The sequence below is a fragment of the Sulfitobacter sp. M368 genome, assembly GCF_025141875.1.
Taxonomy (GTDB): Bacteria; Pseudomonadota; Alphaproteobacteria; order Rhodobacterales; family Rhodobacteraceae; genus Sulfitobacter; species Sulfitobacter mediterraneus_A.
In genome coordinates this window covers 731952-755279 of sequence record NZ_CP081113.1, presented here as the reverse complement: position 1 = coordinate 755279, position 23328 = coordinate 731952, and the positions used below count along the sequence as shown (strand labels likewise).

General features: G+C 58.5%; 23 protein-coding genes. 7 read left to right on the top strand and 16 right to left on the bottom strand.

Annotation, left to right across the window (positions count from 1 at the left end; translation table 11 throughout):
• Positions 1-53 precede the first annotated feature (53 nt).
• Positions 54-1466 carry an MFS transporter gene (locus K3754_RS03870; protein WP_203208966.1) on the bottom strand — a complete coding sequence of 471 codons (1413 nt, stop codon included), beginning with the start codon at positions 1464-1466 and terminating at the stop codon, positions 54-56.
• Positions 1467-1730: 264 nt separating this feature from the next.
• Here K3754_RS03870 and K3754_RS03865 point away from each other — a divergent pair, with 264 nt between their 5' ends.
• On the top strand, positions 1731-2441 hold the full coding sequence (locus tag K3754_RS03865; protein ID WP_203208967.1) for a cyclic nucleotide-binding domain-containing protein: 711 nt from the start codon (positions 1731-1733) through the stop codon (positions 2439-2441).
• Between the two features lie 9 nt (positions 2442-2450).
• Here K3754_RS03865 and K3754_RS03860 read toward each other — a convergent pair whose 3' ends face one another.
• Complete coding sequence (locus tag K3754_RS03860; RefSeq protein ID WP_259941176.1) at positions 2451-3794, bottom strand: hypothetical protein; 1344 nt, start codon at positions 3792-3794, stop codon at positions 2451-2453.
• A gap of 2 nt (positions 3795-3796) precedes the next feature.
• On the opposite strand from K3754_RS03860, the gene K3754_RS03855 reads away from it, so the two are divergent.
• The gene (locus K3754_RS03855) at positions 3797-5755 is read left to right on the top strand and encodes a cache domain-containing protein (RefSeq protein ID WP_259941174.1); all 1959 of its coding nucleotides are present in this window, start codon (positions 3797-3799) and stop codon (positions 5753-5755) included.
• Positions 5756-5758: 3 nt separating this feature from the next.
• Here the strand turns inward: K3754_RS03855 and K3754_RS03850 are convergent, their stop codons facing one another.
• The 10 genes from K3754_RS03850 to K3754_RS03805 all read right to left on the bottom strand — a co-directional run bounded on the left by K3754_RS03850 (position 5759) and on the right by K3754_RS03805 (position 15464).
• The gene (locus K3754_RS03850) at positions 5759-7105 is read right to left on the bottom strand and encodes a sigma-54 dependent transcriptional regulator (RefSeq protein ID WP_203208970.1); all 1347 of its coding nucleotides are present in this window, start codon (positions 7103-7105) and stop codon (positions 5759-5761) included.
• Positions 7102-7239 carry a hypothetical protein gene (locus K3754_RS03845; protein ID WP_203208971.1) on the bottom strand — a complete coding sequence of 46 codons (138 nt, stop codon included), beginning with the start codon at positions 7237-7239 and terminating at the stop codon, positions 7102-7104. The genes K3754_RS03850 and K3754_RS03845 overlap by 4 nt, the downstream gene beginning before the upstream one ends.
• The gene (locus tag K3754_RS03840) at positions 7236-8537 is read right to left on the bottom strand and encodes a c-type cytochrome (protein ID WP_259941170.1); all 1302 of its coding nucleotides are present in this window, start codon (positions 8535-8537) and stop codon (positions 7236-7238) included. Before K3754_RS03840 ends, K3754_RS03845 begins: the two co-directional genes overlap by 4 nt.
• A gap of 3 nt (positions 8538-8540) precedes the next feature.
• Positions 8541-9728: a formate dehydrogenase subunit gamma gene (locus K3754_RS03835; RefSeq protein ID WP_259941168.1), complete on the bottom strand. Its 1188-nt coding sequence runs from the start codon at positions 9726-9728 to the stop codon at positions 8541-8543.
• 102 nt (positions 9729-9830) lie between these two features.
• The gene (gene fdh3B / locus K3754_RS03830; RefSeq protein ID WP_203208974.1) at positions 9831-10424 is read right to left on the bottom strand and encodes a formate dehydrogenase FDH3 subunit beta; all 594 of its coding nucleotides are present in this window, start codon (positions 10422-10424) and stop codon (positions 9831-9833) included.
• Between the two features lie 12 nt (positions 10425-10436).
• Complete coding sequence (locus tag K3754_RS03825) at positions 10437-13331, bottom strand: formate dehydrogenase subunit alpha (RefSeq protein WP_259941165.1); 2895 nt, start codon at positions 13329-13331, stop codon at positions 10437-10439.
• A gap of 111 nt (positions 13332-13442) precedes the next feature.
• Positions 13443-13634 carry a twin-arginine translocation signal domain-containing protein gene (locus K3754_RS03820; RefSeq protein ID WP_203208976.1) on the bottom strand — a complete coding sequence of 64 codons (192 nt, stop codon included), beginning with the start codon at positions 13632-13634 and terminating at the stop codon, positions 13443-13445.
• Between the two features lie 50 nt (positions 13635-13684).
• Positions 13685-14293 carry a molecular chaperone gene (locus K3754_RS03815; RefSeq protein WP_259941162.1) on the bottom strand — a complete coding sequence of 203 codons (609 nt, stop codon included), beginning with the start codon at positions 14291-14293 and terminating at the stop codon, positions 13685-13687.
• Positions 14294-14307: 14 nt separating this feature from the next.
• Positions 14308-14928 carry a DUF3306 domain-containing protein gene (locus K3754_RS03810; protein ID WP_259941160.1) on the bottom strand — a complete coding sequence of 207 codons (621 nt, stop codon included), beginning with the start codon at positions 14926-14928 and terminating at the stop codon, positions 14308-14310.
• Positions 14925-15464 carry a DUF3305 domain-containing protein gene (locus K3754_RS03805; protein WP_259943227.1) on the bottom strand — a complete coding sequence of 180 codons (540 nt, stop codon included), beginning with the start codon at positions 15462-15464 and terminating at the stop codon, positions 14925-14927. The genes K3754_RS03810 and K3754_RS03805 overlap by 4 nt, the downstream gene beginning before the upstream one ends.
• Positions 15465-15834: 370 nt before the next feature.
• Between K3754_RS03805 and K3754_RS03800 the strand changes: the two genes are divergently transcribed.
• Entirely contained in the window at positions 15835-17784 is a 1950-nt protein-coding gene (locus tag K3754_RS03800; RefSeq protein WP_259943225.1) for a 4Fe-4S binding protein, read from the top strand.
• On the opposite strand, the gene K3754_RS03795 is transcribed toward K3754_RS03800, so the two are convergent.
• Positions 17778-18536 carry a hypothetical protein gene (locus tag K3754_RS03795; protein WP_259941158.1) on the bottom strand — a complete coding sequence of 253 codons (759 nt, stop codon included), beginning with the start codon at positions 18534-18536 and terminating at the stop codon, positions 17778-17780. The two genes, K3754_RS03800 and K3754_RS03795, sit on opposite strands and share 7 nt — an antisense overlap.
• A 57-nt stretch (positions 18537-18593) precedes the next feature.
• Here K3754_RS03795 and K3754_RS03790 point away from each other — a divergent pair, with 57 nt between their 5' ends.
• From K3754_RS03790 to K3754_RS03775, 4 genes are read left to right on the top strand one after another with little or no spacing between them, the layout of a single operon-like run.
• Positions 18594-18785, top strand: coding sequence for a DUF6494 family protein (locus tag K3754_RS03790; RefSeq protein ID WP_259941156.1), 192 nt, complete (start codon positions 18594-18596; stop codon positions 18783-18785).
• A gap of 3 nt (positions 18786-18788) precedes the next feature.
• Positions 18789-19856 (top strand): Mrp/NBP35 family ATP-binding protein, encoded by a 1068-nt coding sequence (locus tag K3754_RS03785; RefSeq protein ID WP_259941154.1) that lies wholly within the window; start codon positions 18789-18791, stop codon positions 19854-19856.
• On the top strand, positions 19853-20557 hold the full coding sequence (locus tag K3754_RS03780; RefSeq protein ID WP_259941152.1) for a biotin/lipoate--protein ligase family protein: 705 nt from the start codon (positions 19853-19855) through the stop codon (positions 20555-20557). The genes K3754_RS03785 and K3754_RS03780 overlap by 4 nt, the downstream gene beginning before the upstream one ends.
• A complete protein-coding gene (locus tag K3754_RS03775) occupies positions 20557-21036 on the top strand; it encodes a DUF6505 family protein (protein ID WP_259941150.1) in 480 nt (159 codons plus the stop codon). Before K3754_RS03780 ends, K3754_RS03775 begins: the two co-directional genes overlap by 1 nt.
• 63 nt (positions 21037-21099) lie before the next feature.
• On the opposite strand, the gene K3754_RS03770 is transcribed toward K3754_RS03775, so the two are convergent.
• The 3 genes from K3754_RS03770 to K3754_RS03760 are packed head-to-tail and all read right to left on the bottom strand — an operon-like array spanning position 21100 to position 23314.
• Positions 21100-21903 (bottom strand): substrate-binding domain-containing protein, encoded by an 804-nt coding sequence (locus tag K3754_RS03770; protein WP_259941147.1) that lies wholly within the window; start codon positions 21901-21903, stop codon positions 21100-21102.
• The gene (locus tag K3754_RS03765) at positions 21900-22604 is read right to left on the bottom strand and encodes an ATP-binding cassette domain-containing protein (RefSeq protein ID WP_259943223.1); all 705 of its coding nucleotides are present in this window, start codon (positions 22602-22604) and stop codon (positions 21900-21902) included. Before K3754_RS03765 ends, K3754_RS03770 begins: the two co-directional genes overlap by 4 nt.
• A 5-nt stretch (positions 22605-22609) precedes the next feature.
• Positions 22610-23314 (bottom strand): ABC transporter permease, encoded by a 705-nt coding sequence (locus tag K3754_RS03760; protein ID WP_203208985.1) that lies wholly within the window; start codon positions 23312-23314, stop codon positions 22610-22612.
• Positions 23315-23328 lie beyond the last annotated feature (14 nt).

Genomic DNA, 23328 nt, shown 5'->3' with positions numbered 1-23328 from the left:
ACCTCCAAGATGAGCGTGATGGCGGGCCGATCCTGGCCCCCCGTGTTCAGTGATTAATCGGCTGCAGGTGCCTGCCCGTCCTTGCGGGCAATGGCCTGAATGCCTTCTTCCAGCGCGGCATTGGCCTTGGCGGCACGGGCGCGCAGTGTTTCGATATTGGCGGCGGCAAAGTTGGCCCGCTCTTCATCTTCCTGCCGGGTCGAGAACCGGACAAAGAAAGCCATGAAGGATGCGCAGGTCACGATAATGCCAAGGATGAAGAACGCTTCGGACCAGTCGATTGTGTTCTTGAACAGGAAACCCGCCAGAACCGCACCGGCGTTACCGCCCGCGCCCACAACACCGGCCACAGCGCCCAATGCCTTCTTGTTGATGAATGGCACCACCGAATAGGTCGCCCCTTCGGCCATCTGAGTGAACAGCGAGAAGACGATCAGCGCAGGCAAAGCCAGGAACAGAACGCTCATCTGGCTGAACAACATCAGCGCCAGACCTTCACAGAAGATACAGACGAACAGCCAGAACGCGCGGCCACGCAGGCCCCAGAGCGAACCGAAGTTGTCACCGAAGATCCCGCCAAGGGTCCGGGCGAACATGTTCATCAGACCAAAGGACGCAGCCACCAGACCTGCGGTGACAAGGGTCAGGTCAAAGTAATCCATGAAGTAGAGCGCGGCGACGTTGTTGACGGTCAACTCGATCCCGAAACAGGCACCGTAGATGACAAACAGAACCCAAACGCGCGGGTCAGCCAATGCGGCCATATAGTTGCCGGTGACTTTCTTTTTCTCACCCATGCGGCCTTGCGCACGCAGCTCATCAAAGTTGCCGTCAGGGGCATCCTGAGTGAGGAAGTAATACGCGATCCCGGTGACAAAGATGATCGAGCCAACAACCATCATCGACGCACGCCAGCCGACAGCCTCCGAAAAGCCAAAGCCAACGACGAACACCGAGAACAACAGCGGCATCACAAACTGTGTCACACCACCGCCGAGGTTCCCCCAGCCCGCCGAGGTGGCGTTGGCCTGTCCGACCACGTTGGGCGCGAACATAACGGATGTGTGGTATTGGGTGATCACAAAGGATGCACCGATACAGCCAATCAGAACCCGGAACAGCAAAAAGGTCTCAAAGGATTGCGCCAGACCAATCCCCATTACGGGCAGCGACCCGAGGATCAGCAACCATGTGTAGGATTTCCTTGGCCCGATCCGATCACAGAGCCAGCCGATGAACAGCCGCGCAAAGATGGTTGCGGACACCGAGCCAATGATGGCCCAGCCGATCTGATCCTTTGTCAGCTGCAACTCATCGCGCACAACAGACATCAGCGGCGCGATACCAAACCATGCAAAGAAGCACGAGAAGAACGCAAACCACGTCATGTGGAACGTTCTGATCTGCACCATCTTTACGTTAAAGAAATTGCCCCAAAGACTTGTGGCCTTGTTCTGAAGCTCCATTGGTCTCTCCTTCCGATCCCCAGACAGGCCCGTATTGGCCGTCCTGAGCTGCTTTTGGAGGAACCTGTGCCGTTTCAAGTTGGCCGGTTTTGATCTGGATCAAGTCTTTAAGAAATTGGGCCAAAACAAGGCTTTCTCAGAAATTTGTCATCTGCGGGTTTGAGGCGCGCAAATCCAGAGATCAAAGAATTTCCCAAATTGGTTTGACATATATCAAGCAGACATATGATAACTGTCCGAACTTCGCTTGGGTGAACATTGAGCATGAATGAGTCGGAAACCACGAATATTCGGGCATTGCCGATCTTTGCCGAGATGGCCGACGACAATTTTGAATCGCTTATGCGCGGTTCCTACGTCCAGAACTTCCCGCCGCAGATCGAGCTGATTTCAGAAGGTGAGCCAAGCGATTTTCTGCATGTGATCATTTCTGGAGCGGTTGAGCTGTTTGCCACCTGGAATGGCCGCGAATCCACAATGGCCATTGTCAGACCGGTTTCGACCTTCATCCTTGCAGCAACGATCAAAGATGCTCCGTACCTGATGTCAGCCCGCACCTTGGAGAAAAGCCGCATTGTCTTGCTGCCTTCTACGGACGTGCGGCAGATCTACGATATCGACAACGGATTTTCGCGTGCCTTGGTGACCGAACTGGCCCAATGTTATCGCGGGGTCGTCAAGAACAGCAAAGATCTCAAACTGCGCACGTCGATCGAACGCCTGGCGAACTACCTTCTCAAGCATCACAACCGCGCCAATGGTAATGGCAACGGCAACGGCACTTTCGAGTTGAACATCGAAAAACGCAAAATCGCATCACAAATGGGTATGACGCCGGAAAACCTGTCCCGCGCGATCAAGGCGCTCAAGCCTTATGGTGTGACCGTGAATGGAACCAGTGTTCATATCGCAGATGCCGATGATCTGGCCTCATTGGCCAAGCCGGACCCGTTGATAGACGATCCACTGAGCTAAGCCTTTCGGTTAGGACGTTGCCTTGCGGGCAAGTTCCTCCTCACGCATTTCTTGCAGCCGCGCCAGCCTCGCCCTTACCGTCTTTACCCCGCCCCTGCCGCCGTTCTTTGCCGGTTTCCAACTGGCAAACTGAGGCTTGATCGTTGAAAGTTGCAGTATCTCGGCTTGTTCTTTTCGTTTGAGTGGGTCGACGAAAAAGGCTGCGAATGCGGCGCCATGCGTGCGATTGATGAACACTGGCCGCACATTTCCCCCGATTGAGATCGAAAAATCGACAAAGTCGGGCGTGTCCAATAGCCGGTCGATCTTGCCAAAATCATCAGCGGCAAATCGGCACCCCAGCTTGCCCAAGATCAGGATAGTCCCGGGAAACTCGTCATTGATTGTCAACAAGACCGCCTCAATTCTGCAATTTCTCCGGCGAAAGAAGAACCCCAAAGCCAGTTGGAACAGCGTTTTTGACACCAAAACCAGCGCAATGCCCAAAACAGCGACAAGCCCGTACCGAAAAACCGCGGATTGCAAGAAATCCTCTATGGATTTCATGAGTGAAATATCCTTGGCGCTTGGCAGGGTTTCACCGGCCTTTTGGTTGCGCCCGCCTGCACTTTCGGATTGGTTCTCCGTGCCTTGGCCTTCCTGGGTCCGGTTGGTAACTTTGCCGGTGTATGTGACCATTATCTCGTTTTCGGGGTCCAGACCCGGTGCCATCCGCTCAGCGTCCCACTCATCCAGTGCGCAGCCCTCGGTGGTTTCTGTTATCGTCTCCGGCTCCGGTGGCGCGGTCTTTTGCTTGGATGCGCCGTCTGTGTTGAACTGCTCCAAAACGCGGCGCTCGTACTCCGCCCAATCTGCCTTGGTCGGATCGACGACCTCCATGCGCAACGGGTTTTTCACCTGACGTTCAATGGTGGTTGAGTTTTCGCCGCAATCAATCGGGAGGGTTTGGTGTGCTGCGCCGTTTGCCGTGTCGCTTGCGGATGCGGCTATCGGTGCGGTCTTTGGCGCCGAAACTTCGGCTTCTTGAGCCAATGCGCCGTCATTCCCAAAAAACGCGCAAAGACCTATGGCAAGAGCGCTTGCCTTTTGTTGACGCCAAAAAACTGAACTTCGCTTTGATCGTACCTGACTTTTTAACTTGCCGTGCACCACATACATAGACCTCAAAACATGTCCCAACTTTACGGTTTCACCGCAGTTGGCTGATACTACCCTAACGGTACCACAAAATAATATTTCACGAAAACGGTATTTGGCTTGCCGAAAAGTACTTTGGCAAAAATGCCACGAATTGCATCGGCTGCATCGGCAAAGTAGGGTTTTGCCATGATCCGTTTTCCAATCAGTACGCACTGTTGAAGTCCGTCCGGCTGCGCCTTTTGACCTTGGCCTTGTTGCCGATGGTCGTGTTGATGCCGCTGATGCTGCTATTGGGCATGAACCGTTGGACATCGGAATATGACAACATCCTGATTGCCAATGTCGCCAGTGATTTGCGGATCGCAGAGCAATATCTGGGCCGCATCCTGGATGGCACCGGAACCCACATGACGGGGATCACCGAATCCGCCGAGTTTCTCGCAGAGCTGGATCAAAACCGGGCCGAATTGGCAACCTTTCTGAAGGCCAAGCAGCGGGCGTATCAACTGGATTTTCTGTACTACCTTCCACCTGATCAGACCGCCGGACCAGCACATCAATGGCCTGTGATCGCATCGGCCAAACGCGGGCGGCCAGCCACCGCCATCGACATTTTCTCAGCCGCCGATCTCGCTGCCCTGCCCGGCGATCTGGCCACGCGGGCGCGCGTCCCCTTGATCGAGACCCAAGCTGCCGTACCCACCACCCGCACGGTCGAAGACCGCGGCATGGTGGTTCACACCGCTAGCCCCGTGGGCCAAGGCGGCAATCGCGGTGTTCTGGTGGGCGGCATCCTGTTGAACCGCAATCTGGGTTTCATCGATACGATCAACGCGCTGGTCTATCTCAACGCTGCCACGGGGGGCGACCGGCAAGGCACGGCGACCCTGTTTCTTGAGGATGTCCGGGTCTCGACCAACGTGCGCCTGTTCGAGGATGTCCGCGCCCTGGGCACCCGGGTTTCTGCCGTCGTGCGCGGCAAAGTGCTGGATGACGGCAAAACATGGCTCGACCGCGCCTTTGTGGTGAATGATTGGTACATCTCGGGATATCTGCCCATCTCCGACAGCTTTGGTGAACGTGTCGGCATGCTTTATGTCGGGTTTCTCGAAGCGCCCTTTGTCGCCGCAAAACAACAAGCCTATCTGGCGCTGTTTATCGCGTTTCTGCTGATGCTTGCGGTGTCGATCCCGTTTTTTCTGCGCATGGCCAAGGGCATCTTTTCGCCGCTCGAACGCATGATCCAGACCATGACCCGTGTGGAGAAGGGTGATCTGAATGCCCGTAATGGCGATGTGGGGTCAAACGATGAAATTGGCCTTGTCGCCAGCCACCTCGATACATTGCTCGATCAGGTACAGGAGCGGGACCAGGCGTTGCGGTCTTGGGCGGATGAGCTGAATGAACGGGTTGAAGATCGCACAGCGGAGCTAAAAGAAGCCAATTACAAGCTGGAAGAGACCTTCAAACAACTGGTCATGTCAGAGAAGCTGGCCTCGATTGGCGAGATCACCGCAGGTGTCGCCCATGAGATCAACAACCCCGTTGCGGTGATCCAAGGCAACGTTGACGTGATCCGCCAAACCCTCGACACCCGCGCCGAAGAGGTGGCAACCGAACTGTCCCTGATCGACCGACAGGTGCAGAGGATCGGGGCCATCGTTGGCAAGCTCTTGCAATTTGCCCGCCCCAGTGAATTCAGCAGCTCTGAGGAAACTGTGGACATTGGCCGCGTGACCGAAGACAGCCTTGTTCTGATTGGCCACACGTTATCCAACACCCAGATCACGGTTGAAACGGACCTTGCGCCCGCCCCTCCCGTCCGGATTGACGAGGGGGAGTTGCAGCAGGTGATCGTGAACCTGCTGGTGAATGCGGTACAAGCGATGGAGCAGGATGGCAGGCTGACTGTTTCTCTGTTTCCAGAGGAACTTGAAGGCAAGGCCGGAACATGCCTGCAAATTGCCGATACCGGGCCGGGCATTCCGGATGAGAATCTCAATACCCTGTTTGATCCGTTTTTTACGACCAAACTGGCAGAAGGCACCGGGCTGGGTCTGTCTATCAGCCAGACATTGATTCAGCGGGCGGGTGGTCTGATCCGGGTGCGCAACCGGCGCAAGCGGGGCGCGGCCTTTTCAATCTGGCTGCCCGAAGCGCCAGACAGTTTTTGACAATCAGACACCCCAAGCCGCGCATTTTCGATCCACGGTCTTGCGCGAAACGCCCAGCCGCCGCGCGGCCTCTGCCCGGTTGCCATCGCATTCATCCAGTATGTGCATGATGTGCCGTTGCATCACCAGATCAAGCGATTCAATGGCACGGGTTCCGGTGATCTGCCCCCCCCCGGCGAACTTGTCCGGAAAGGTGCCAAGGATCACCGAACGTTCAATCAGATTGCGCAATTCCCGCACGTTTCCGGGCCAATCGTAGCGGGCAAATTTCAGCAAGGTTTCTTCGTCCAGCTCAATCGCGGGCAGACCCAGCGTCTTGGAAAATTGCCGCAAGAACAGCGCCGCAAGTTCCGATATATCGCCTGCGCGATCACGCAAGGGGGGCATCTCGACCTTCATCACGTTGATACGGTGATAGAGATCAGCCCGGAACCGCCCTTCGGCGACGGCCTGATCCAGATCGGCGTTGGTGGCGAACAGGAACCGCAGGTTCAGCGGAATTTCCCGCTCTGCCCCGACAGGGCGAATGCGTTGTTCTTCCAGCACCCGCAACAGGGCGGCCTGCACCTGTTCGGGCATTTGCACCACCTCATCAAGGAAAAGCGTCCCACCCTCGGCATGCAGGAACAGCCCATCACTGCGGCGGTCCTGATTGTCGACCAAACCAAACAGTTCCTGCGCAATCCGGTCAGGAGAAATTACCGCGCAATTCACCGCAACAAAGGGTTTGTCGGCCCGGTCTGACAGCGAATGCAAGGTCCGCGCGGCCACCTCTTTGCCCGTGCCGGTGGCGCCCGTAAACAAGACCGAGGTTGGCAATGGAGCAAGCCGTTCCAGAATATCGCGCACTTCGCTGATTGCGGCAGAATTGCCCAATAGCCGCCCCCGCGCATGGCTGCCTTCGCCAGCAAGCTCATGTTTGAGCAGGAAATTCTCGCGCCGCAGATTCTGGCGGTCCAGCGCCCGTGCGGCGGCATTGAGGATCTGATTGGCGCGAAACGGCTTGAGTACAAAGTCTGCAACACCTGTCCGCACCGCTTTGATCGCGGTTTCCAGATCCGCATAGGCGGTGATCAGGATCGTATCGGAAAACAGCCCGACATTGCGTTGCTCGCGCACCCAGTCCAGCCCGGTTTTCCCCGGCATGATATTGTCGAGGATCACCAGATCGAAGAAACTGCGATCCAGCAGGGCTGTAGCCTCGACGGTTGAGGCCGCTTGCTCCACCCGTTTGCAACGCGGCTTGAGGATCTTCATCAGAAAGTTGCGCATGCCAGGCTCATCGTCGATCACAAGGATCGAAGCATGGGCTAGGCTTTCGCCGTATTCGTCCGGTGCGGCAGGTTTCATTGGCTGCCTTTGCCCAATCTCACGGACGGGCCCGCGTTGACTTCTTCAGACGAAAATCCCGCCCTTTCCAGCCCGAAGCTGGCAACAACCGCAATAACAATGATGGCGGCGAAACTGGTGAACATCGCTTTCATGGCTTTGTCTCCTTTGTCTGGGAATGGATCTTTAGAAACTCTATCAAATCCCGCCGGTCCTGCGGCGCGGCAATGACCTGCATCGGCATTTTCGATCCGGGGATATAGTGATCTGGTCCCAGATCGAACAATTGGTCGATTGTCGCATCTGTCCAAACGATATCCGATCCTGCCAGCGTTGGCGAATAGGGATAGCCCGGCAGGCGGCCCGCAGTGCGGCCAAAGACCCCGTACAGGGTCGGACCGGCCTTGCGCGAGGCACCGGCGTCAAGCGCGTGGCAGATCGAACATTTACGCATGAATTGCCGCTCTCCATTGGTCATCTCGCTGGCCTCTTTGAGAAAGGATCGCTCCTGCCCAATCGCAGGATCAAACTGGTCCATCAAAGCAATCGGCCAGCCATAGGCCAGGTCATCAAGCCCGCCCGCCCAGACCATCGCCCCATCCGGTGAAAACGCCAGCGCCCAGATCGGGCCTTGCCGCGTGGCACGAAAATCCTGTCGGATGCGCCAGGATCGGGTGTCCACCAGCATGATGTAGCCCTGCCCGTCACCCACCGCCAACAAGCCAGCGCCGTCATGATACACCATGGACAGGATCGGCTTTCGGTCCAGGGTAAAGTCAGCCAAAGCTGCGCCGGTGACAGCATCCAGAATGCGCGTGCCGCCGTCAACCGCGCCGTAAGCCAGCCAGCGCCCCTGCGGCCCGAGCGCCAGCTCATTCACACCAAACCCGTGTTTCACCAATGGCCGCGGCGGCGCATCGCTCGTCAGATCAAACAACAGCACTTCGCCCTTCGTGGTCGCAGCAAACAGGCTGTCGCCACCATCCCCGAACACGATATCGTTCACACCGCTGTCCCGCAATTTCATGACACTACCACTGCCCTCTGCTAGCGGCCAAAGGCCAATGGTCCCGTCCCAACTGGCCGAGGCAATGAGCCCTCCATCGGGCGCAATTGCCAGAGCGGTCACTTTTCCTTTGTGCTGTCCGATGATCCGGCTCTGCGCGTCCTCCCAAAGCCGCACCGTAAAGTCATCCCCGGCCGAGACCACCCGCCCGTCTGGCAGGAACACAACAGCGTTCACCGCCGCCTCATGCCCCTCCAGCCATTGCGGAGTGCGTCCGTCCCAAAGGCCCACAGAATTGTCGAAACTGGCAGTGGCGACTTGCCCCCTGCCGGATACGGCCAGCCCCATAATCGGGCCGCCGTGCCCCTTGAGCGTAGTAAAGCTTTGCGCCAAGGCCGCGCCAGCGCAAAGCGTCACAATCAAAGACATCGTCGCAAAAAGCCGCATCGCCTATTCTGCCGGATGGGCCTTTTGCGGGCCATCTTTGCCCGCCTCTTTCATCTCATCCAACCAGATCGAATGGTGCTGATGCGCCCAGGCTTCATCCACCTCGCCGCTGCCCATGGCGTCATAGGCACCCTCCATCCCGACCGAGCCGATATAGATATGCGCCAGAATGATCGCCATCAGAACAAATGCCATGATCGCGTGCCAACCTTGGGCAAACTGCATTTCTTCCTGCGGTGACAACATCACGGGCAAGGGCTCCATACCGACCAACCCTGGCAACCCAAGATCGTTGAGAATGGCAAAGGTCTTGGCAAACAGCGGCAGCTCATAGGGAAACAGAAGCGACACACCCGAAACGGCGATGGATGTACCGAACAGGATCACCGACCAAAAGATCAACTTCTGTCCGGCGTTGAACTTCTTCGCCGGCGGATGGTACTTGCCGATGATGCCGCCAAACTGACGCAGCCAAACAAGGTCAGTCCGGTTCGGGATGTTGTGAACCACCCACATCACAAAGATCATCACCAGTCCGATGATGAACGCCCAAGCCACATTGTTGTGAATCCATTTCGATGCGTTCAGCAAGGTCGCATTCACCTCGCGGCCCAGATAGGGCGCGATAAAGATCCGCCCGAACAGGGACACCAGCCCGGTCAGCCCCAGCAGGACAAACGATCCCGCCAGCAACCAGTGACCAAAGCGTTCAATCGCCTTGAACCGGGTCACTGTGCGGCCTGTCATCTCTTCGTCGATGCGGATGCGACCGCGCAGCAGATAGAACAGCACCAGCGCCCCCAGCGTGCCGATCAAAAGCCAGCCGCCGTAGGTCCGCAGTGGCCCGTCGCGCCAGCTCAGCCATTTCATGCCGCCATCCTGCACCAGAACGCTGGCCACCTCACCACCCGCAGACACGCGGGTCTCGGCAGAGCCATAGCGGATCGCCCGCCAGACCTCTGGATCAGAGGTGCCCCCGATCGGGCCAAGCTGCGCCGCGCCCGCGACATCCGCCGGATTGCCCGTATCGCTGCGCATTGCGCTGTCATCCACAGGCTCGCCACGTTGACGGGCCAGAATATCGGCAAGGGTCTGTGCCCCGCCGGTGGCGCTGCGGTCAGGGGTTGTCTGTGCTTGCGCCGTCAGGCCAAGCATCAGGGAAAGGACGAGTGCGAGTGCCACGCGAAGCATGGGCCCACCTCCCAAATCTGAAAGGGTTAAAATCAAGGTCGGGTGGCCCGGCAGGTAACAAGACCACGGGCCACCCTGTTGGTTCAAAACCAAAGGAGCGGCTTAGCCACCCTTTTGGTCATAGGCCGTGCCCCAGCCCCATGCACCCGAGCCAAAGCCGCGTGCGACAACGCGCTCACGGTAGATCGCTGACACAACATCGCCGTCCCCAGCCAAAAGCGCCTTGGTCGAACACATCTCGGCGCAGATCGGCAATTTGCCCTCTGCGATCCGGTTGCGGCCGTATTTGGCGAATTCGGCGGTGGAGTGGGTCTCTTCGGGACCACCCGCGCAGAAGGTACATTTGTCCATCTTGCCACGGCTGCCAAAGTTGCCCGCCTGCGGATACTGCGGCGCGCCAAACGGGCACGCATAGAAGCAATAGCCGCAACCGATGCACAGATCTTTGGAATGCAACACGACGCCTTCTTCGTTCTGGTAGAAGCAATCCACCGGACAGACGGCCATACATGGTGCGTCCGAACAATGCATACAGGCCACCGACAGCGAACGTTCGCCCGGTTTGCCGTCATTGAGGGTCACCACGCGGCGGCGGTTGATCCCCCAGGGCACCTCATGCTCGTTCTTACAGGCGGTGACACAGGCGTTGCATTCAATGCAGCGTTCGGCGTCACAGAGGAACTTAGCTCTTGCCATTTCTCGTTCTCCTTATGCTGCGCTGATTTTGCAAAGAGTGGTCTTGGTCTCTTGCATTTGCGTTACGGAATCATAGCCATAGGTCTGGGCTGTGTTTGAACTTTCACCCAGGACATAGGGGTCTGCACCGTCGGGGTATTTGTCCCGCAGATCCTGACCCTGGAAATGTCCGCCAAAGTGGAACGGCATAAAGGCAACGCCTTCACCGACCCGCTCTGTGACCATCGCCATAACCTTGACCTTGCCGCCCTCTGGCCCTTCGACCCAGACCTGTGCGCCATCCCGCAGCCCGATGTTGTTGGCATCACGCGGGTTGATCTCGACAAACATGTCTTGCTGAAGCTCGGCCAGCCAGGGATTGGAACGGCTTTCCTCGCCCCCGCCCTCATATTCGACCAAACGGCCGGAGGTGAGGACAATCGGATACTCCTTGGAAAAGTCGTTTTTCTGGATCGAGGCATAGAGCGTCGGCAGGCGGTAGTCCTGACGATCCTCATAGGTCGGATAATCCGCCACCAGATCGCGCCGCGGCGTATAGAGCGGCTCGCGGTGCAATGGCACCGGATCGGGGAAGGTCCACACAACCGCACGCGCCTTGGCATTCCCGAAGGGCGCACATTCATGCTTGATCGCGACCCGCTGAATCCCGCCCGAAAGGTCGGTTTTCCAGTTGGTCTTGGGACCGGCCACCGCGTCAATGGCAGCGCGTTCATCATCCGTCAGATCACTGTCCCAGCCCAGATCCATCAGCATCTGCATCGTGAATTCGGGATAGCCGTCCTGAATTTCCGAGTTCTTGCTGTAGACCCCTTCGGCCAGAAGGTTATCGCCATCGCGTTCCACACCAAAGCGGGCGCGGAATGTCAGACCGCCCTCAGACAAGGGTTTGGACATGTCATACAGGTTCGGCGTGCCGGGATGGTTCATCTCGGCGGTGCCCCAACACGGCCATGGCAGACCATAGTAATCGCCATCTGCCGGACCACCGATGGCCTGCAAGGTGGTGCGGTCAAAGGTATGCTGATTTGCCATGTGCATCTTGAGCCGTTCCGGGCTTTGTCCGGTGTAACCGATGGTCCAAAGACCGCGGTTAAACTCGCGCGTGACACTTTCGACATTGGGAGTCACATCGTCTTCCATTTCGATATTGCGGAAGAAACGATCGGACCAGCCGAACTTCTTGGCGAACAGGCCTATGATCTCATGGTCGGTTTTGGATTCGAACAGCGGGTCCACAACCTTGTCGCGCCACTGGAACGACCGGTTTGATGCGGTGACCGAGCCACGCGTTTCAAACTGGGTTGCAGCAGGCAACAGGTAAACACCGTCCGTGCGATCATGCAAAACAGCAGAAACCGTTGGATAGGGGTCAATCACGACCAGCATATCCAGCTTTTCCATCGCTGTTTTCATCTCAGGACCGCGCGTCTGGCTGTTCGGGGCGTGGCCCCACAGAACCATGGCCCGCACCTTGTTGGGCTGGTCCATGTTGCCTTCGTCCTCAAGGACGCCGTCAATCCAGCGCGAGACCGGAATGCCTTTGAGATTTTGCAGGCTCTTATCCTTGCCATCTGCGCCAGTGATCTTGTCGAACTGACCGGCCAGCCATTCGGGATCTTCCTCCCAAACGCGTGCCCAGTGATCCCAAGCGCCTTTGGACAGGCCATAATAGCCCGGCAAAGTGTGGGACAGAACACCAAGGTCGGTCGCACCCTGTACGTTGTCGTGGCCGCGGAAGATATTGGTGCCGCCACCGCTTGTGCCCATGTTCCCCAGCGCCAGCTGAAGGATGCAATAGGCACGGGTGTTGTTGTTGCCATTGGTGTGCTGTGTGCCGCCCATGCACCAGATCACAGTGCCGGGGCGGTTGTTGACCATGGTCCGCGCCACACGGCGCAGCTGAGAACCCGGCGCGCCCGTGACACGTTCGACTTCTTCGGGGTTCCATTTGGCCACTTCTTCGCGAATCTGGTCCATGCCCCAGACACGGGTGCGGATAAACTCTTTGTCCTCCCAACCGTTTTCGAAGATGTGATAGAGAATACCCCAAACCAGCGCCACATCCGTACCGGGACGGAACCGCACATATTCGTCGGCATGGGCCGCTGTGCGGGTGAACCGTGGATCGCAGACGATCAGCGGTGCGTTGTTCTGTTCCTTGGCTTTCAACACGTGCAGCAGCGAGACAGGATGCGCCTCGGCCGGGTTGCCGCCGATAATGAAGATCGCCTTGGAATTGTGGATGTCATTGTAGGAATTGGTCATCGCGCCATAGCCCCAGGTGTTTGCAACACCGGCAACTGTGGTCGAGTGACAGATCCGGGCCTGGTGGTCCACGTTGTTGGTGCCCCAATAGGCAGCAAACTTGCGGAACAAATAGGCCTGTTCGTTGCTGTGCTTGGCCGAACCCAGCCAATAGACACTGTCAGGGCCGCTTTCTTCGCGGATGTTCATCATGCCGTCGCCGATCTCGTTGATCGCCTGTTCCCAGCTGATGCGCTTCCACTCACCGCCCTCTTTTTTCATCGGGTACTTCAGACGGCGTTCGCCGTGCGCGTGTTCGCGCACCGATGCCCCCTTGGCGCAATGGGCCCCCAGGTTAAACGGGCTGTCCCAGCCGGGCTCTTGCCCAACCCAAACGCCGTTTTGCACCTCTGCCACAACTGTACAGCCGACCGAACAATGGGTGCAGACCGATTTGATCGTTTCAACAGCCGCGCTCGCAGCTGATGCCGCGCTGGCTTGCGTCACCGTACCGCCGGTGGCGCTGATTGCGGCAAGACCACCAATGGCCAGACCGCTGCCGCGCAGGAACGCACGGCGGTCGACGGATTTCTCCGCGACGTCAGACAGGATACTTGTCCGCTGGGGGCGTCTCGCTACCCCGTTGGTCTTTTTCCTAAGCATTTAAACCTCCCTTGCTGTCCATCTTTGGACTGAGCTGGGTTAACGAAATCCGCAGGCAGTCGGGCCAATCGCAACCAGTCGCCTGTGGCAGTTCACATCGTCCGGTTCCGGTCAGAAACGGGCGCTGTCGTAATAGGCGCGGGTGTGCGCGGTATCCTGCATCTTTTCCAAGGACAGGTCGGGTTCTGCGGCCTCGGCCGTGCCCCCGGTGGCAACAACGGCAACTGCCGCAGCAGGTGCGCCGGTCGCCGCCAGCTTGAGAAAATCGCGTCGGCTTGTTGCCTCCTCGTTTTTCTTGGTCATGAGAGTCCTCCTCTCTGGTGGGTGACGGTTGCCCGCCAAAAATGCGGGGGTTAGCCCGCGCTCATCCGAAAGCCTTCGCTCTCGATTTCCATGAACACCCGGCCAACAGCGCCGACCGCAGCATAGAAAACCGAGTTCTTTGCAGCTTCCAAATCCGAATAGAAATGCCCCGCCCAAGGGGTGATGTGTCTGTTAAAAAACACTTTTTGATCGTCCAGCGGCGCGGGCGCGCCAAAACGGCCAACGATCATCGCGCCCATCAACTCCATCAAGGAGGCGATGTTGTCCTCCGGCTCATAGACATTTGGCGCACGGCGCATCCCCCGCGCTGCCATATCGCGGCGCAGGCTGGCCAGTGGCTTTTCATTGAGAAAACCGGTCAAATAGTAGCTTGCGTAGGGCAAAAGCTCGCCCCGGCCCAAACCGATGAACAGCTTGTTAAATTCGCGTTCCACCTGCGCGGGCTTGGACAGCTTGGCAATCTTTGCCAGCGCATTGATTGCTGTGCCAAGCGGGCCATCATCACCGCCAAGATCGGCGCATTGTTCCAGCAGCATCTCATTGGGTGGTTCGGCCAGAAGCAGACCTAGGAAATTGTACAGATCGGCCCGCTGCCGGTCTTCGGGCGCAATGGTGATCTGCTCTGCGGTGGCGGTCATATCGGTCTCCTTGGTCACGCAGACACCTGCTGGGGCGTGTCGAATACAAAACGCATCCGCCGGGGCGCGGCGGCCAACTCAGGCTCGTGTGTTTCTTCGGTTGCACTTGGCTGCGCCTCGGCCACGGCAATCAGATCATCCTCTGGCATCGTGTCTTGCGCAGGCTCTTGAGGTGCGGTCTCGGTTTCGTCTTCAAGCGGCACAGGCTCTTCGCTGGCGGTTTGTTCTGCCTCCGCTTGGCGGGCCAATTCCTCAACATGGGCGGTCATGCCTTTGCCGACCTGATAGGCCGTCTGCAGATTGCCCAGCAGGAAAGACGCATCGGTGAAATCCTCACCATAATCGACCAGCCCATCGACATTGGCCAAAACCGGATTGCTGATCCAAAGGCGGCGCAGGGCACGGTCACGAATGCGGGCAGGAACACTTTGGGTCAGGAAGACTTTGAAATCGTCGCCTTCGCTCAAGGTATCCGGGTCAGGCAGGCCCAACTCTTCAAGGATCTCTGCGTCGGTCTTTTCCGCCAAAGCGGCTTCTTGCACCTCGACTTCAACCTCCAACAATGCCTGCGCATCCCCTTCAGCTTCCGCCTCCACCGCGGCCTTGCGCCTCGACCAGAAATCACTGCGGCTCATTGCAGGCGCTCCTTCTTGGCCTTGCTCGGGGCGCGGTAAACATCCGCCATCTGGGCAATCCGCACATCGCCGATCCCGTCTTCAACAAGACCGATATCTTTCTTGTCGCGGCGCCGTTTCTTGAAGACCTCTTCGGTGTGGAAACGCCGCGCGAAGGCTTCGACCCAACCAATCACAACCGGCGGCATCGCGATCTTTTCGACCACGTCCTCTCCGTTGTCGGCGTAATCCTGCGCCTCATAGGGCGAAGCGGTGATCAGAACCAAATCAAAGGGCCGCGCCGCATCGTCGGTTTCGCGCATGACCACATACAGACAAGGCACCTGCGCGGCGAGCCCGTGCAGATATGCATCCGTTTCAGCGCCATGCAGCTCAAGCATCAGTGTCGCGGCATGAAATTCGGTGATCTCGCCATCCTTGCGCAGGGCGGCCCAATTGGCCTCTGCTGCGCCGGGCAACACACCAACAGCCCGCCATGACCACTTCGCCCAACGGGTCACGCCCGGTGTGCGGCGCAGCACAACGCCCATCGGCATCGTCTCATATTGTTGCGGATTGTGGATCACTTGGCCCCGGAGTTTTCGTATTGCCGGTAAAGCCTGCCCTAACGTCGCTCTTGGACAAAGCGCGAATTGGGGCTGGCACAGGCTTTGATCAGATTGCGGACAATTTGGGCAATTGTAAAAGTCGGACAGGGCCGGTTCGGACTTATTGTCTATCTCGACCAAAATGATCGGAAATCTACCTCGTCGCAGAACTGCCGAATCATCCCAACTGATTCGCCCCCGATCCGGCAGAGGCACCACCAAAAAGCCGGTTTACGGGCCACAGGAATCATGCCTACTTAGATTGGCTTCGGGACGCAAAATGCGCCCCGAAACAGGCAAGAAATGGGGCGGCAAATACATGTCTAAATCATTGATTTTATGCAATTGTGCGGGCACCCAAACCATAGACGCGGAGGGCCTCACATCGGCGTCCGGCCTGCCCTGCTCAAAGGTGCATTCCGCCCTTTGCACCACCCAGTCAAACGCCGCTGCAGAGGCGATCTCGACCGGGGATGCAATTTTTTGCTGTGCCCAAGAATCGGCTCTTTTTGCAGAGCTTGCAGACAGTCTGGACGCCCCTGCCCCCGCCACTCTGGACCTGCGCGACAGGGCAGGTTGGAGCGCAGATGACGCCCCAAAACTACCCAAAATGGCCGCGCTGGTGGCCGAGGCGACCTTACCCGCCGCCACCGCCAAGACCCTTGATGTCGTTTCTGAGGGGCTTTGCCTGATCCTCGCGCGGGACGAAACGGCCCTGCAAGTTGCCGCGCAGCTTTGCCAATATCTGAGCGTGACAGTCCTGTTGCCGACCCCTCCCGATGGATTGGATAGCCGCAATTTCGATGTTGTTGTGGGCCGCTTGAAAGCCGCAAAAGGATCGCTGGGACAATTTGATGTCACCATCGACGGGCTGCAAATTCCCGATCCTGCCAGTCGCGGCGATATGGTGTTCTCTGATCCGCGAAATGGCGGGCGTTCGCAATGCGATATCCTGCTGGATCTGCGCGGTGAGACACCCCTGTTTCCGGCCCATGAGAAACGCGAGGGTTATCTCCGCCCCGACCCCGGCAACCCATTGGACGTGGCCGCATCGGTGCTCGAAGCATCGCATCTGACCGGCACCTTTGAGCAGCCGCTTTACATAAAGGCCGAACCTCTGCTTTGCGCCCATTCGCGGGCGGAGCAGACCGGTTGCACACGCTGTCTGGATGTCTGCCCAACCGGGGCGATCACGCCGGATGGCGACCATGTGACGGTTGATCCGCTGATCTGCGCGGGCTGCGGCGCTTGCGCATCGCTTTGTCCCTCCGGCGCGATCAGCTATGACGCCCCGCCCGCAGATCTGACCTTCCGCCGCATTCAGACATTGGCCAAAGCCTATCTGGATGCGGGCGGTCAAAATCCGCGCCTGTTGACCGTGAATGAAACCGGCGCCGAGATGATCCGCCTTGCCGCGCGATACGGCAACGGCCTGCCTGCCAATGTGATCCCTCTGGAGGTCGACGCCCTCGCCACCATTGGCCATGCTGAAATGCTGGCCGCATTGGCCGCAGGGTTCTCAGAGGTGACTGTCCTGCTCACCCCGAAATCAGACCGCGATGTTATCATCAGCGAAGCAGCCCTTGCCCGCGCCATGGGCGGTGATCGGATCACCCTGCTGGACACCAGTGACCCTGATGTTTTGTCCGATCAATTGTTCGCGGCACAAACCACCCCTACCGACGCAACCCCCCAGCGCCCGATGGGCACGCGGAGGCAAATTGCCCGTACCGCCGCCAAAGCGTTGAACCCGGATGCATCACAGATCGCATTGCCGGACGATGCCCCCTATGGCGCGGTTTTGGTGGACACTGATGCCTGCACGCTTTGCCTCTCGTGCATTTCGCTGTGCCCTTCTGGTGCGTTGGGCGACAACCCCGACCTGCCGCAACTGCGTTTTCAGGAGGACGCATGCCTGCAATGCGGGCTTTGCGCCAATGTCTGCCCCGAAGACGCCATCACCTATGAACCACGCATGAATTCGGACAACAGCGCTCTGGAACAGGTGATCCTGAACGAGGAAGAACCCTTTGCCTGCGTTGAATGTGGTGCGCTGTTTGGTGTGAAATCCACCATCGAGAAAATTACGGAAAAGCTGGCGGGCAAACATTCCATGTTCAAGACCGGCGATGCGGCACGGATGATCCAGATGTGCGACAATTGCAGGGTCAACGCGCAGTATCACGCCGAAAACAGCCCCTTTGCAGGCGCTGAGCGACCCCGACCCAGAACCACGGCGGACTACCTCAGCAAGCGCAAGGATCACTGATGATCAAGCGGTGCCCCAAGATCGGCTGGCTCCAGCGCGGCGACATAAGCGATGATTGCCTCCAGATCGTCCAAAGTCATCGCGACCGGAACGATGGGCGACGGGCGGTCCACCGGAAAAGGGTCGGTGACATCCTTAACCTGCGTGAAAGCGGGATGCGGATTAAGAGCAAAAAACGCGGCAAAGCGGTCTTCCCAATTTCCCAAGCTGCGCAGCGCAAAGAAGGACGGTGTCGATCCGATGGCATTCATCGGGTCCGCCGCAACCACCACATGACAGCGCCCACACAATCCCCGCGCCTTGACGCGGCCCGCCACGGCGTCCCCGTTATAGGTCATCACGGTTTCAGCACTGACTTGTGCCTGCGTCGGCAGGCTGAACAAGGCGGCACCGTCTATTTGAAACCCTGTCACAGTCCTGCGTCCGACCTCAGAGTCAATCCAGTCGCCAAACCGCGCAGCCCCCGCGTGGCCGCCTTCCGGCACTGCAAAATGCCAGCGCTGCCCCAACCCGTCAAAGACCGGATTGCCCTCCGGGCCAAAACTGGCCTCGGCCTGCGCGGGATCTTCGACCAGTTCGATCCGTACCTGCGTTTTGAGAGAAAACCGTGGAAGCAGATATTTCAGCAGCCCGCTTTCGATCAGATCGGGCGGCGCATAGAGGCGAAAATTTCTTTCATCTGCAACGGCTTGTCCGGCCCATATGGCAATGGAAACCAGACCCGGAACGAGATGACGCAGGCGTAAAAACATATAAGATGTTAGGAACTCCTGACTTCTTTCGTCAACACCAACAGGAAAGAGCAAAAGATGAGCGATGATTTCAACATGTCGATGCGCAAGTTTCTCAAACAGGTCGGAGTGACCTCGCAGCAAGCCATTGAAGAGGCAATGCGCAGCGCTGAAACCAGCGGCAAGGAATTCACGGCGCGGGCCGTCGTCACCATCGATGGGCTGGACATGGAACATGTCGTGACCGGCACCATCAAAGGTCAGGACTGACCCTTGAGCGTGACACGTGAGGCCGTTCTTGAGGCCCTGAAAACCATCGAAGATCCCACCGGCAAGGGCGACATTGTCTCAGCCGGAGTGGTGCGGGCATTGAACGTGGATGGCGGTAATGTCCGTTTTGTGCTTGAGATTGATCCAAGCCGCGCTGACGCCTATGGGCCGACCCGCGATCAGGCCGAGGAATTGGTCAAAGGTGTCGCAGGTGTTGAAAACCTGTCGGTGGTTCTAACCGGACACAGCGCCCAACCGGCACCGCCTGATCTGAAACTGGGTCACAAATCCGAACCCAAGGGCCCCGACAAAATCCCCGGTGTGAACCACATCATCGCCGTGGCCAGCGGCAAGGGCGGCGTAGGCAAATCCACGGTTTCGGCCAATCTGGCCTGTGCATTGGCCGCGCAGGGCCGTCGCGTTGGCCTCTTGGATGCAGATGTCTACGGCCCAAGCCAGCCGCGCATGTTGGGCGTGTCGGGCCGCCCCGCCAGCCCGGATGGCAAGACCATTCTGCCGATGCGCAATCACGGGGTCACGATGATGTCGATCGGCCTGATGACCAACGACGATCAGGCGGTGGTCTGGCGCGGGCCAATGTTGATGGGCGCTTTGCAACAAATGATGATGCAGGTGCAATGGGGCGCCTTGGATGTGCTGCTTGTGGATCTGCCACCCGGCACCGGTGACGTGCAGATGACCCTGGCCCAAAAGGCGCAGGTGGACGGCGCAATCATTGTCTCGACACCGCAGGATATCGCCCTGATCGACGCCCGCAAAGGCATTGATATGTTCCAGCAATTGAACGTGCCGATTGTGGGAATGATTGAAAACATGTCCACGCATATCTGTTCCAACTGCGGACATGAGGAGCATGTCTTCGGACATGGCGGCGTTGCTGACGAGGCGGCCAAGCTCAATGTGCCCTTGCTGGCGGAAATCCCTCTGCATCTTGATATCCGGCTGGCCGCAGACGGCGGTGCGCCGATTGTTGTTTCCGCACCGGACAGTGCGCAGGCCAAGGGCTTTGTCGATGTGGCGCAGGCGCTTATTGCCAAAGGTATCGCATGACCGAGGTGATTTTCCCTCCATTAATGTCCGGTCTTGCCGTCACCGGGCGCGAAGATCCGTTTCACACCGCCTGTCTGCAAGCGGCGGTAGGCTGTGACGCTGGTCTAGTGGTGTACAACCTGTCACCCGATAGCTTGAGGGCGGCCATTGTATTTGCCCCCGAAGTGCCCCTGCAGGATGCTTTGGCGATGTTGCCGGTCTGCGGCGTTGGTTTTCAAAACGCGCTTGGGGCGCTGGCCCCGCCGGAGGTTGCCGTACATCTGGAATGGGGCGGCGGCCTTCGGATCAACGGTGCGAAATGCGGCCAGTTGCGTGTCGCTGCCGGTACGAAAGCACCGGGTGAAGTGCCCGATTGGCTGGTTGTCGGGCTTTCCCTGCCGCTTTGGCCCAAGGGCGATGAAACCGGCCACACCCCGGATCAGACCGCCCTATATGCCGAAGGCTGCGCAGATGTGGAGGCGCCAAGGCTACTGGAAAGTTGGGCGCGGCACACGCTGAACTGGATCGCCCGCTGGGACGAAGAAGGCGTCAAACCTGTGCATGGGGAATGGCGCGGTTTGGTGCATGGCATGGGCGAAGAGATCACCCAAAACGGCCAGACAGGTAGCTTTCTCGGCGTCGATGAGCGCTTTGGTATGTTGCTGAGGCACAAGGGCGATACAACCCTCATCCCGCTCACCACCCTGTTGGAGGATCTGTGATGCAACTGGCCCGCGCCATTCACTTTGACGAAAGCGATACCCGTGTCTATGCCAATGCCGCCCGGACGGGCGAATGGTGTATCTCGGGTGGTTTTGAATTTTCAGACTGGTCGGAGGCCGATCTGTCCGGCAAGGCGCGGCAGGCCTTTGCAAACGGATGGTTTGGTTTGGAAACCTCGGGCCGGGTGACATTTGTGGCCGTGACGCAGGTCGAGGCGGCAGAGGTCGACACGCTCACCGATCTGCTGGCCCAGCATTTTGTCACCTATTACGGCGCCCCGGATGTCGCCGCAGCCCGCCCTGTGGCCGCAGAGGAAATCCGCCAGATGCTGGATCTATGTGACGGGCATGACGCCAACACCCTGCTGACGGTTGCGCGTGAACTGACGCCCTCGGGCGTGCGCGAAGCCTACCGAGTGATCGAACCACAGGGCGCAGGGCTTGAGCAATTTGCGGTACATGGGGATCTTGAGGGGTAAAAGAAGCGCAACACCCGGTCGCGCTTCTCGCTTTTTTGCAAGTTCAACCCTGGTGCCGGACCGTCATTGCACCGCGTTGAATACGAAAAGTGTTTCGCCGTTGATCTTGTAATCATTGATCAGCGTCTTTGCGGTGTCTGACACCAGCCACCCCTCCAACTTAAGCGCCAGATCATGCTTCACATGGGCATGTTTTTCCGGGTTCACGGGCAGATAGGCATATTGGTTGAACAGTACCGGGTCGCCCGCAAAGATCAGCGCCAGATCGGCCTTATTGCCGAAATTGAGCCAGCTGGCCCTGTCCGACATGATATAGGCGTCCATCCCCGCTGCCGTGTTCAGCGCAGCGCCCATGCCTGCACCCACGGCCTTGTACCACCCCCCGAACGTCGCCGGATCAAGGCCTGCTGCGCTCCAAAGACTCAGTTCCTTTTTGTGAGTGCCACTGTCGTCACCGCGGCTGACAAAAGGGGCCTTGGCATTTGCTATCATCGAAAGCGCCTCTGCTGCGGATGCAGCGCTACCCGCACTGGCCATATCCGATTTCGGGCCGATAAAGACAAAGTCGTTATACATGATCTCGCGCCGGTGGGTGCCATTGCCAGCAGCCAGAAATTTCTCTTCAGCCTTGCGGGAATGTACCAGGATGGCATCAACATCCCCCGCCGCGCCAAGCTTGAGCGCCTGGCCCGTGCCCACCACCAGCAGCTGCACCTCAAGGTCCAGATCGCGCTTGATCGCAGGCACCAGAATGTCCGACAGGCCGGAGTTGTGAAAGGAGGTCGTGACCGCCATCTTGATGTCATCGGCCCATGCCGCACCGGTCATCGCCAATGTGGTCACAGCCGCCATCATCAGGGTCTTCATTCTACAATATCTCCTTTTAGAAACGCGCGGGCCTGCGCGGTATTGGGGGTGTCAAAGAACGTTTCTGCGGGACCGCGATCATGGATCTTGCCGCCCAGAAGGAACACCACTTCGCTGGCCAAACGCCGCGCTTGGCCCATGTCATGGGTGGACATGACCAACCGCGTGCCTGCGGCGGCAGCAGATTGCAAAATGGCCTCAACGTCGCGCATCGCCCGCCCATCGAGGGAGGCGCAGGGTTCATCCAGAAACAGCACATCGGGCGAGCGGATCAAAGCACGGCCTAACGCCAGCTTCTGCCGCTCCCCTCCCGACAGGGCGGTCGCCGGACGCGTCAGGGCATCACCAAGGCCGACTTTCTGTGCCCAGAGTTCGGCCTGTGCCCGCGCGGTCTTGCGGTCCACACCCGTCAGACGCAGGGGATAGGCCAGATTGTCCCGCACTGACCGGCGCAGCATCACCGGGGTCTGGAACACAAACGCCTGTCTGCGCCGCGCCTCACCCTCATCACAGGCCCATGTCACCCGGCCCGCAGAGATCCGGGCAATCCCATGCAGCAATCGCAGGAGCGAGGTTTTGCCGGCCCCGTTGGGCCCGATCACAACGGTGATGCCTTCGGCCTCAAGACGCAGGTCAACAGGGCCAACCAGCACTTTCCCGCCACGTCGGGTCACCGCGCCTTGAACAATCAGAGGGAACATTGCACTCACCAGCGGCCCTCCTTCTCGGTCTGGGTCAACCAGTGGATCACCAGATTGACGGCAATCGCCATTGCGATCAGGACAAAACCAAGGGCGAGGGCCAGCGCAAAATCGCCCTTGCCGGTTTCCAGTGCAATTGCCGTGGTCAAGACCCGTGTGTGGTGGTCGATATTGCCGCCCACCACCATGATCGCGCCGACCTCACCGATGGCCCGGCCAAAGCCTGCCAATGCCGCCGTCAGCAAGGCCCGCCGCCCATCCCACAGGAGGGTCATTATCCGCTGGGTGTGGGTCGTGTTCATTGAAATCAGCAGGTCATGGTAATCCGACCACAATTCGCGAAGGGCTTGATGCGCGATGGAGGCAATCAGCGGCACGATGATGATCACCTGCGCAATGATCATGGCCGTGGGCGTGAACAGCAGGCCAAAAACCCCAAACGGGCCAGAGCGGCTGAGCATGATATAGACAATCAGACCGACCACCACAGGCGGCAGCCCCATTAACGCATTCAGTACCGCAATGGTCAGTCGCCGTATCCGAAACCGGCGCACGGCCAGCAAGGCGCCCAATGGCAATGCAATCAGCGATGCAATCACCAGGGCCGTCAGCGTCACCTGAAGTGACCGCAACGTGATCTCAACCAGGTCCGCATCCAGCGAGACAAGCATATAGAAAGCCTGGGACAACCCGCCCCATAAATCCGACATCTATGTTTGCCTTT

What these genes read in the sequence shown, in the direction of transcription:
- K3754_RS03835 (WP_259941168.1), bottom strand. Translation starts at nt 9,728, where the DNA reads ATGCTTCGCGTGGCACTCGCACTCGTCCTTTCCCTGATGCTTGGCCTG.
- K3754_RS03850 (WP_203208970.1), bottom strand. Translation starts at nt 7,105, where the DNA reads ATGAAACCTGCCGCACCGGACGAATACGGCGAAAGCCTAGCCCATGCT.
- fdh3B (WP_203208974.1), bottom strand. Translation starts at nt 10,424, where the DNA reads ATGGCAAGAGCTAAGTTCCTCTGTGACGCCGAACGCTGCATTGAATGC.
- K3754_RS03845 (WP_203208971.1), bottom strand. Translation starts at nt 7,239, where the DNA reads ATGAAAGCGATGTTCACCAGTTTCGCCGCCATCATTGTTATTGCGGTT.
- K3754_RS03840 (WP_259941170.1), bottom strand. Translation starts at nt 8,537, where the DNA reads ATGCGGCTTTTTGCGACGATGTCTTTGATTGTGACGCTTTGCGCTGGC.
- K3754_RS03810 (WP_259941160.1), bottom strand. Translation starts at nt 14,928, where the DNA reads ATGAGCCGCAGTGATTTCTGGTCGAGGCGCAAGGCCGCGGTGGAGGCG.
- K3754_RS03825 (WP_259941165.1), bottom strand. Translation starts at nt 13,331, where the DNA reads ATGCTTAGGAAAAAGACCAACGGGGTAGCGAGACGCCCCCAGCGGACA.
- K3754_RS03820 (WP_203208976.1), bottom strand. Translation starts at nt 13,634, where the DNA reads ATGACCAAGAAAAACGAGGAGGCAACAAGCCGACGCGATTTTCTCAAG.
- K3754_RS03780 (WP_259941152.1), top strand. Translation starts at nt 19,853, where the DNA reads ATGACCGAGGTGATTTTCCCTCCATTAATGTCCGGTCTTGCCGTCACC.
- K3754_RS03815 (WP_259941162.1), bottom strand. Translation starts at nt 14,293, where the DNA reads ATGACCGCCACCGCAGAGCAGATCACCATTGCGCCCGAAGACCGGCAG.
- K3754_RS03770 (WP_259941147.1), bottom strand. Translation starts at nt 21,903, where the DNA reads ATGAAGACCCTGATGATGGCGGCTGTGACCACATTGGCGATGACCGGT.
- K3754_RS03800 (WP_259943225.1), top strand. Translation starts at nt 15,835, where the DNA reads ATGTCTAAATCATTGATTTTATGCAATTGTGCGGGCACCCAAACCATA.
- K3754_RS03795 (WP_259941158.1), bottom strand. Translation starts at nt 18,536, where the DNA reads ATGTTTTTACGCCTGCGTCATCTCGTTCCGGGTCTGGTTTCCATTGCC.
- K3754_RS03775 (WP_259941150.1), top strand. Translation starts at nt 20,557, where the DNA reads ATGCAACTGGCCCGCGCCATTCACTTTGACGAAAGCGATACCCGTGTC.
- K3754_RS03805 (WP_259943227.1), bottom strand. Translation starts at nt 15,464, where the DNA reads ATGCCGATGGGCGTTGTGCTGCGCCGCACACCGGGCGTGACCCGTTGG.
- K3754_RS03865 (WP_203208967.1), top strand. Translation starts at nt 1,731, where the DNA reads ATGAATGAGTCGGAAACCACGAATATTCGGGCATTGCCGATCTTTGCC.
- K3754_RS03760 (WP_203208985.1), bottom strand. Translation starts at nt 23,314, where the DNA reads ATGTCGGATTTATGGGGCGGGTTGTCCCAGGCTTTCTATATGCTTGTC.
- K3754_RS03765 (WP_259943223.1), bottom strand. Translation starts at nt 22,604, where the DNA reads ATGTTCCCTCTGATTGTTCAAGGCGCGGTGACCCGACGTGGCGGGAAA.
- K3754_RS03790 (WP_259941156.1), top strand. Translation starts at nt 18,594, where the DNA reads ATGAGCGATGATTTCAACATGTCGATGCGCAAGTTTCTCAAACAGGTC.
- K3754_RS03870 (WP_203208966.1), bottom strand. Translation starts at nt 1,466, where the DNA reads ATGGAGCTTCAGAACAAGGCCACAAGTCTTTGGGGCAATTTCTTTAAC.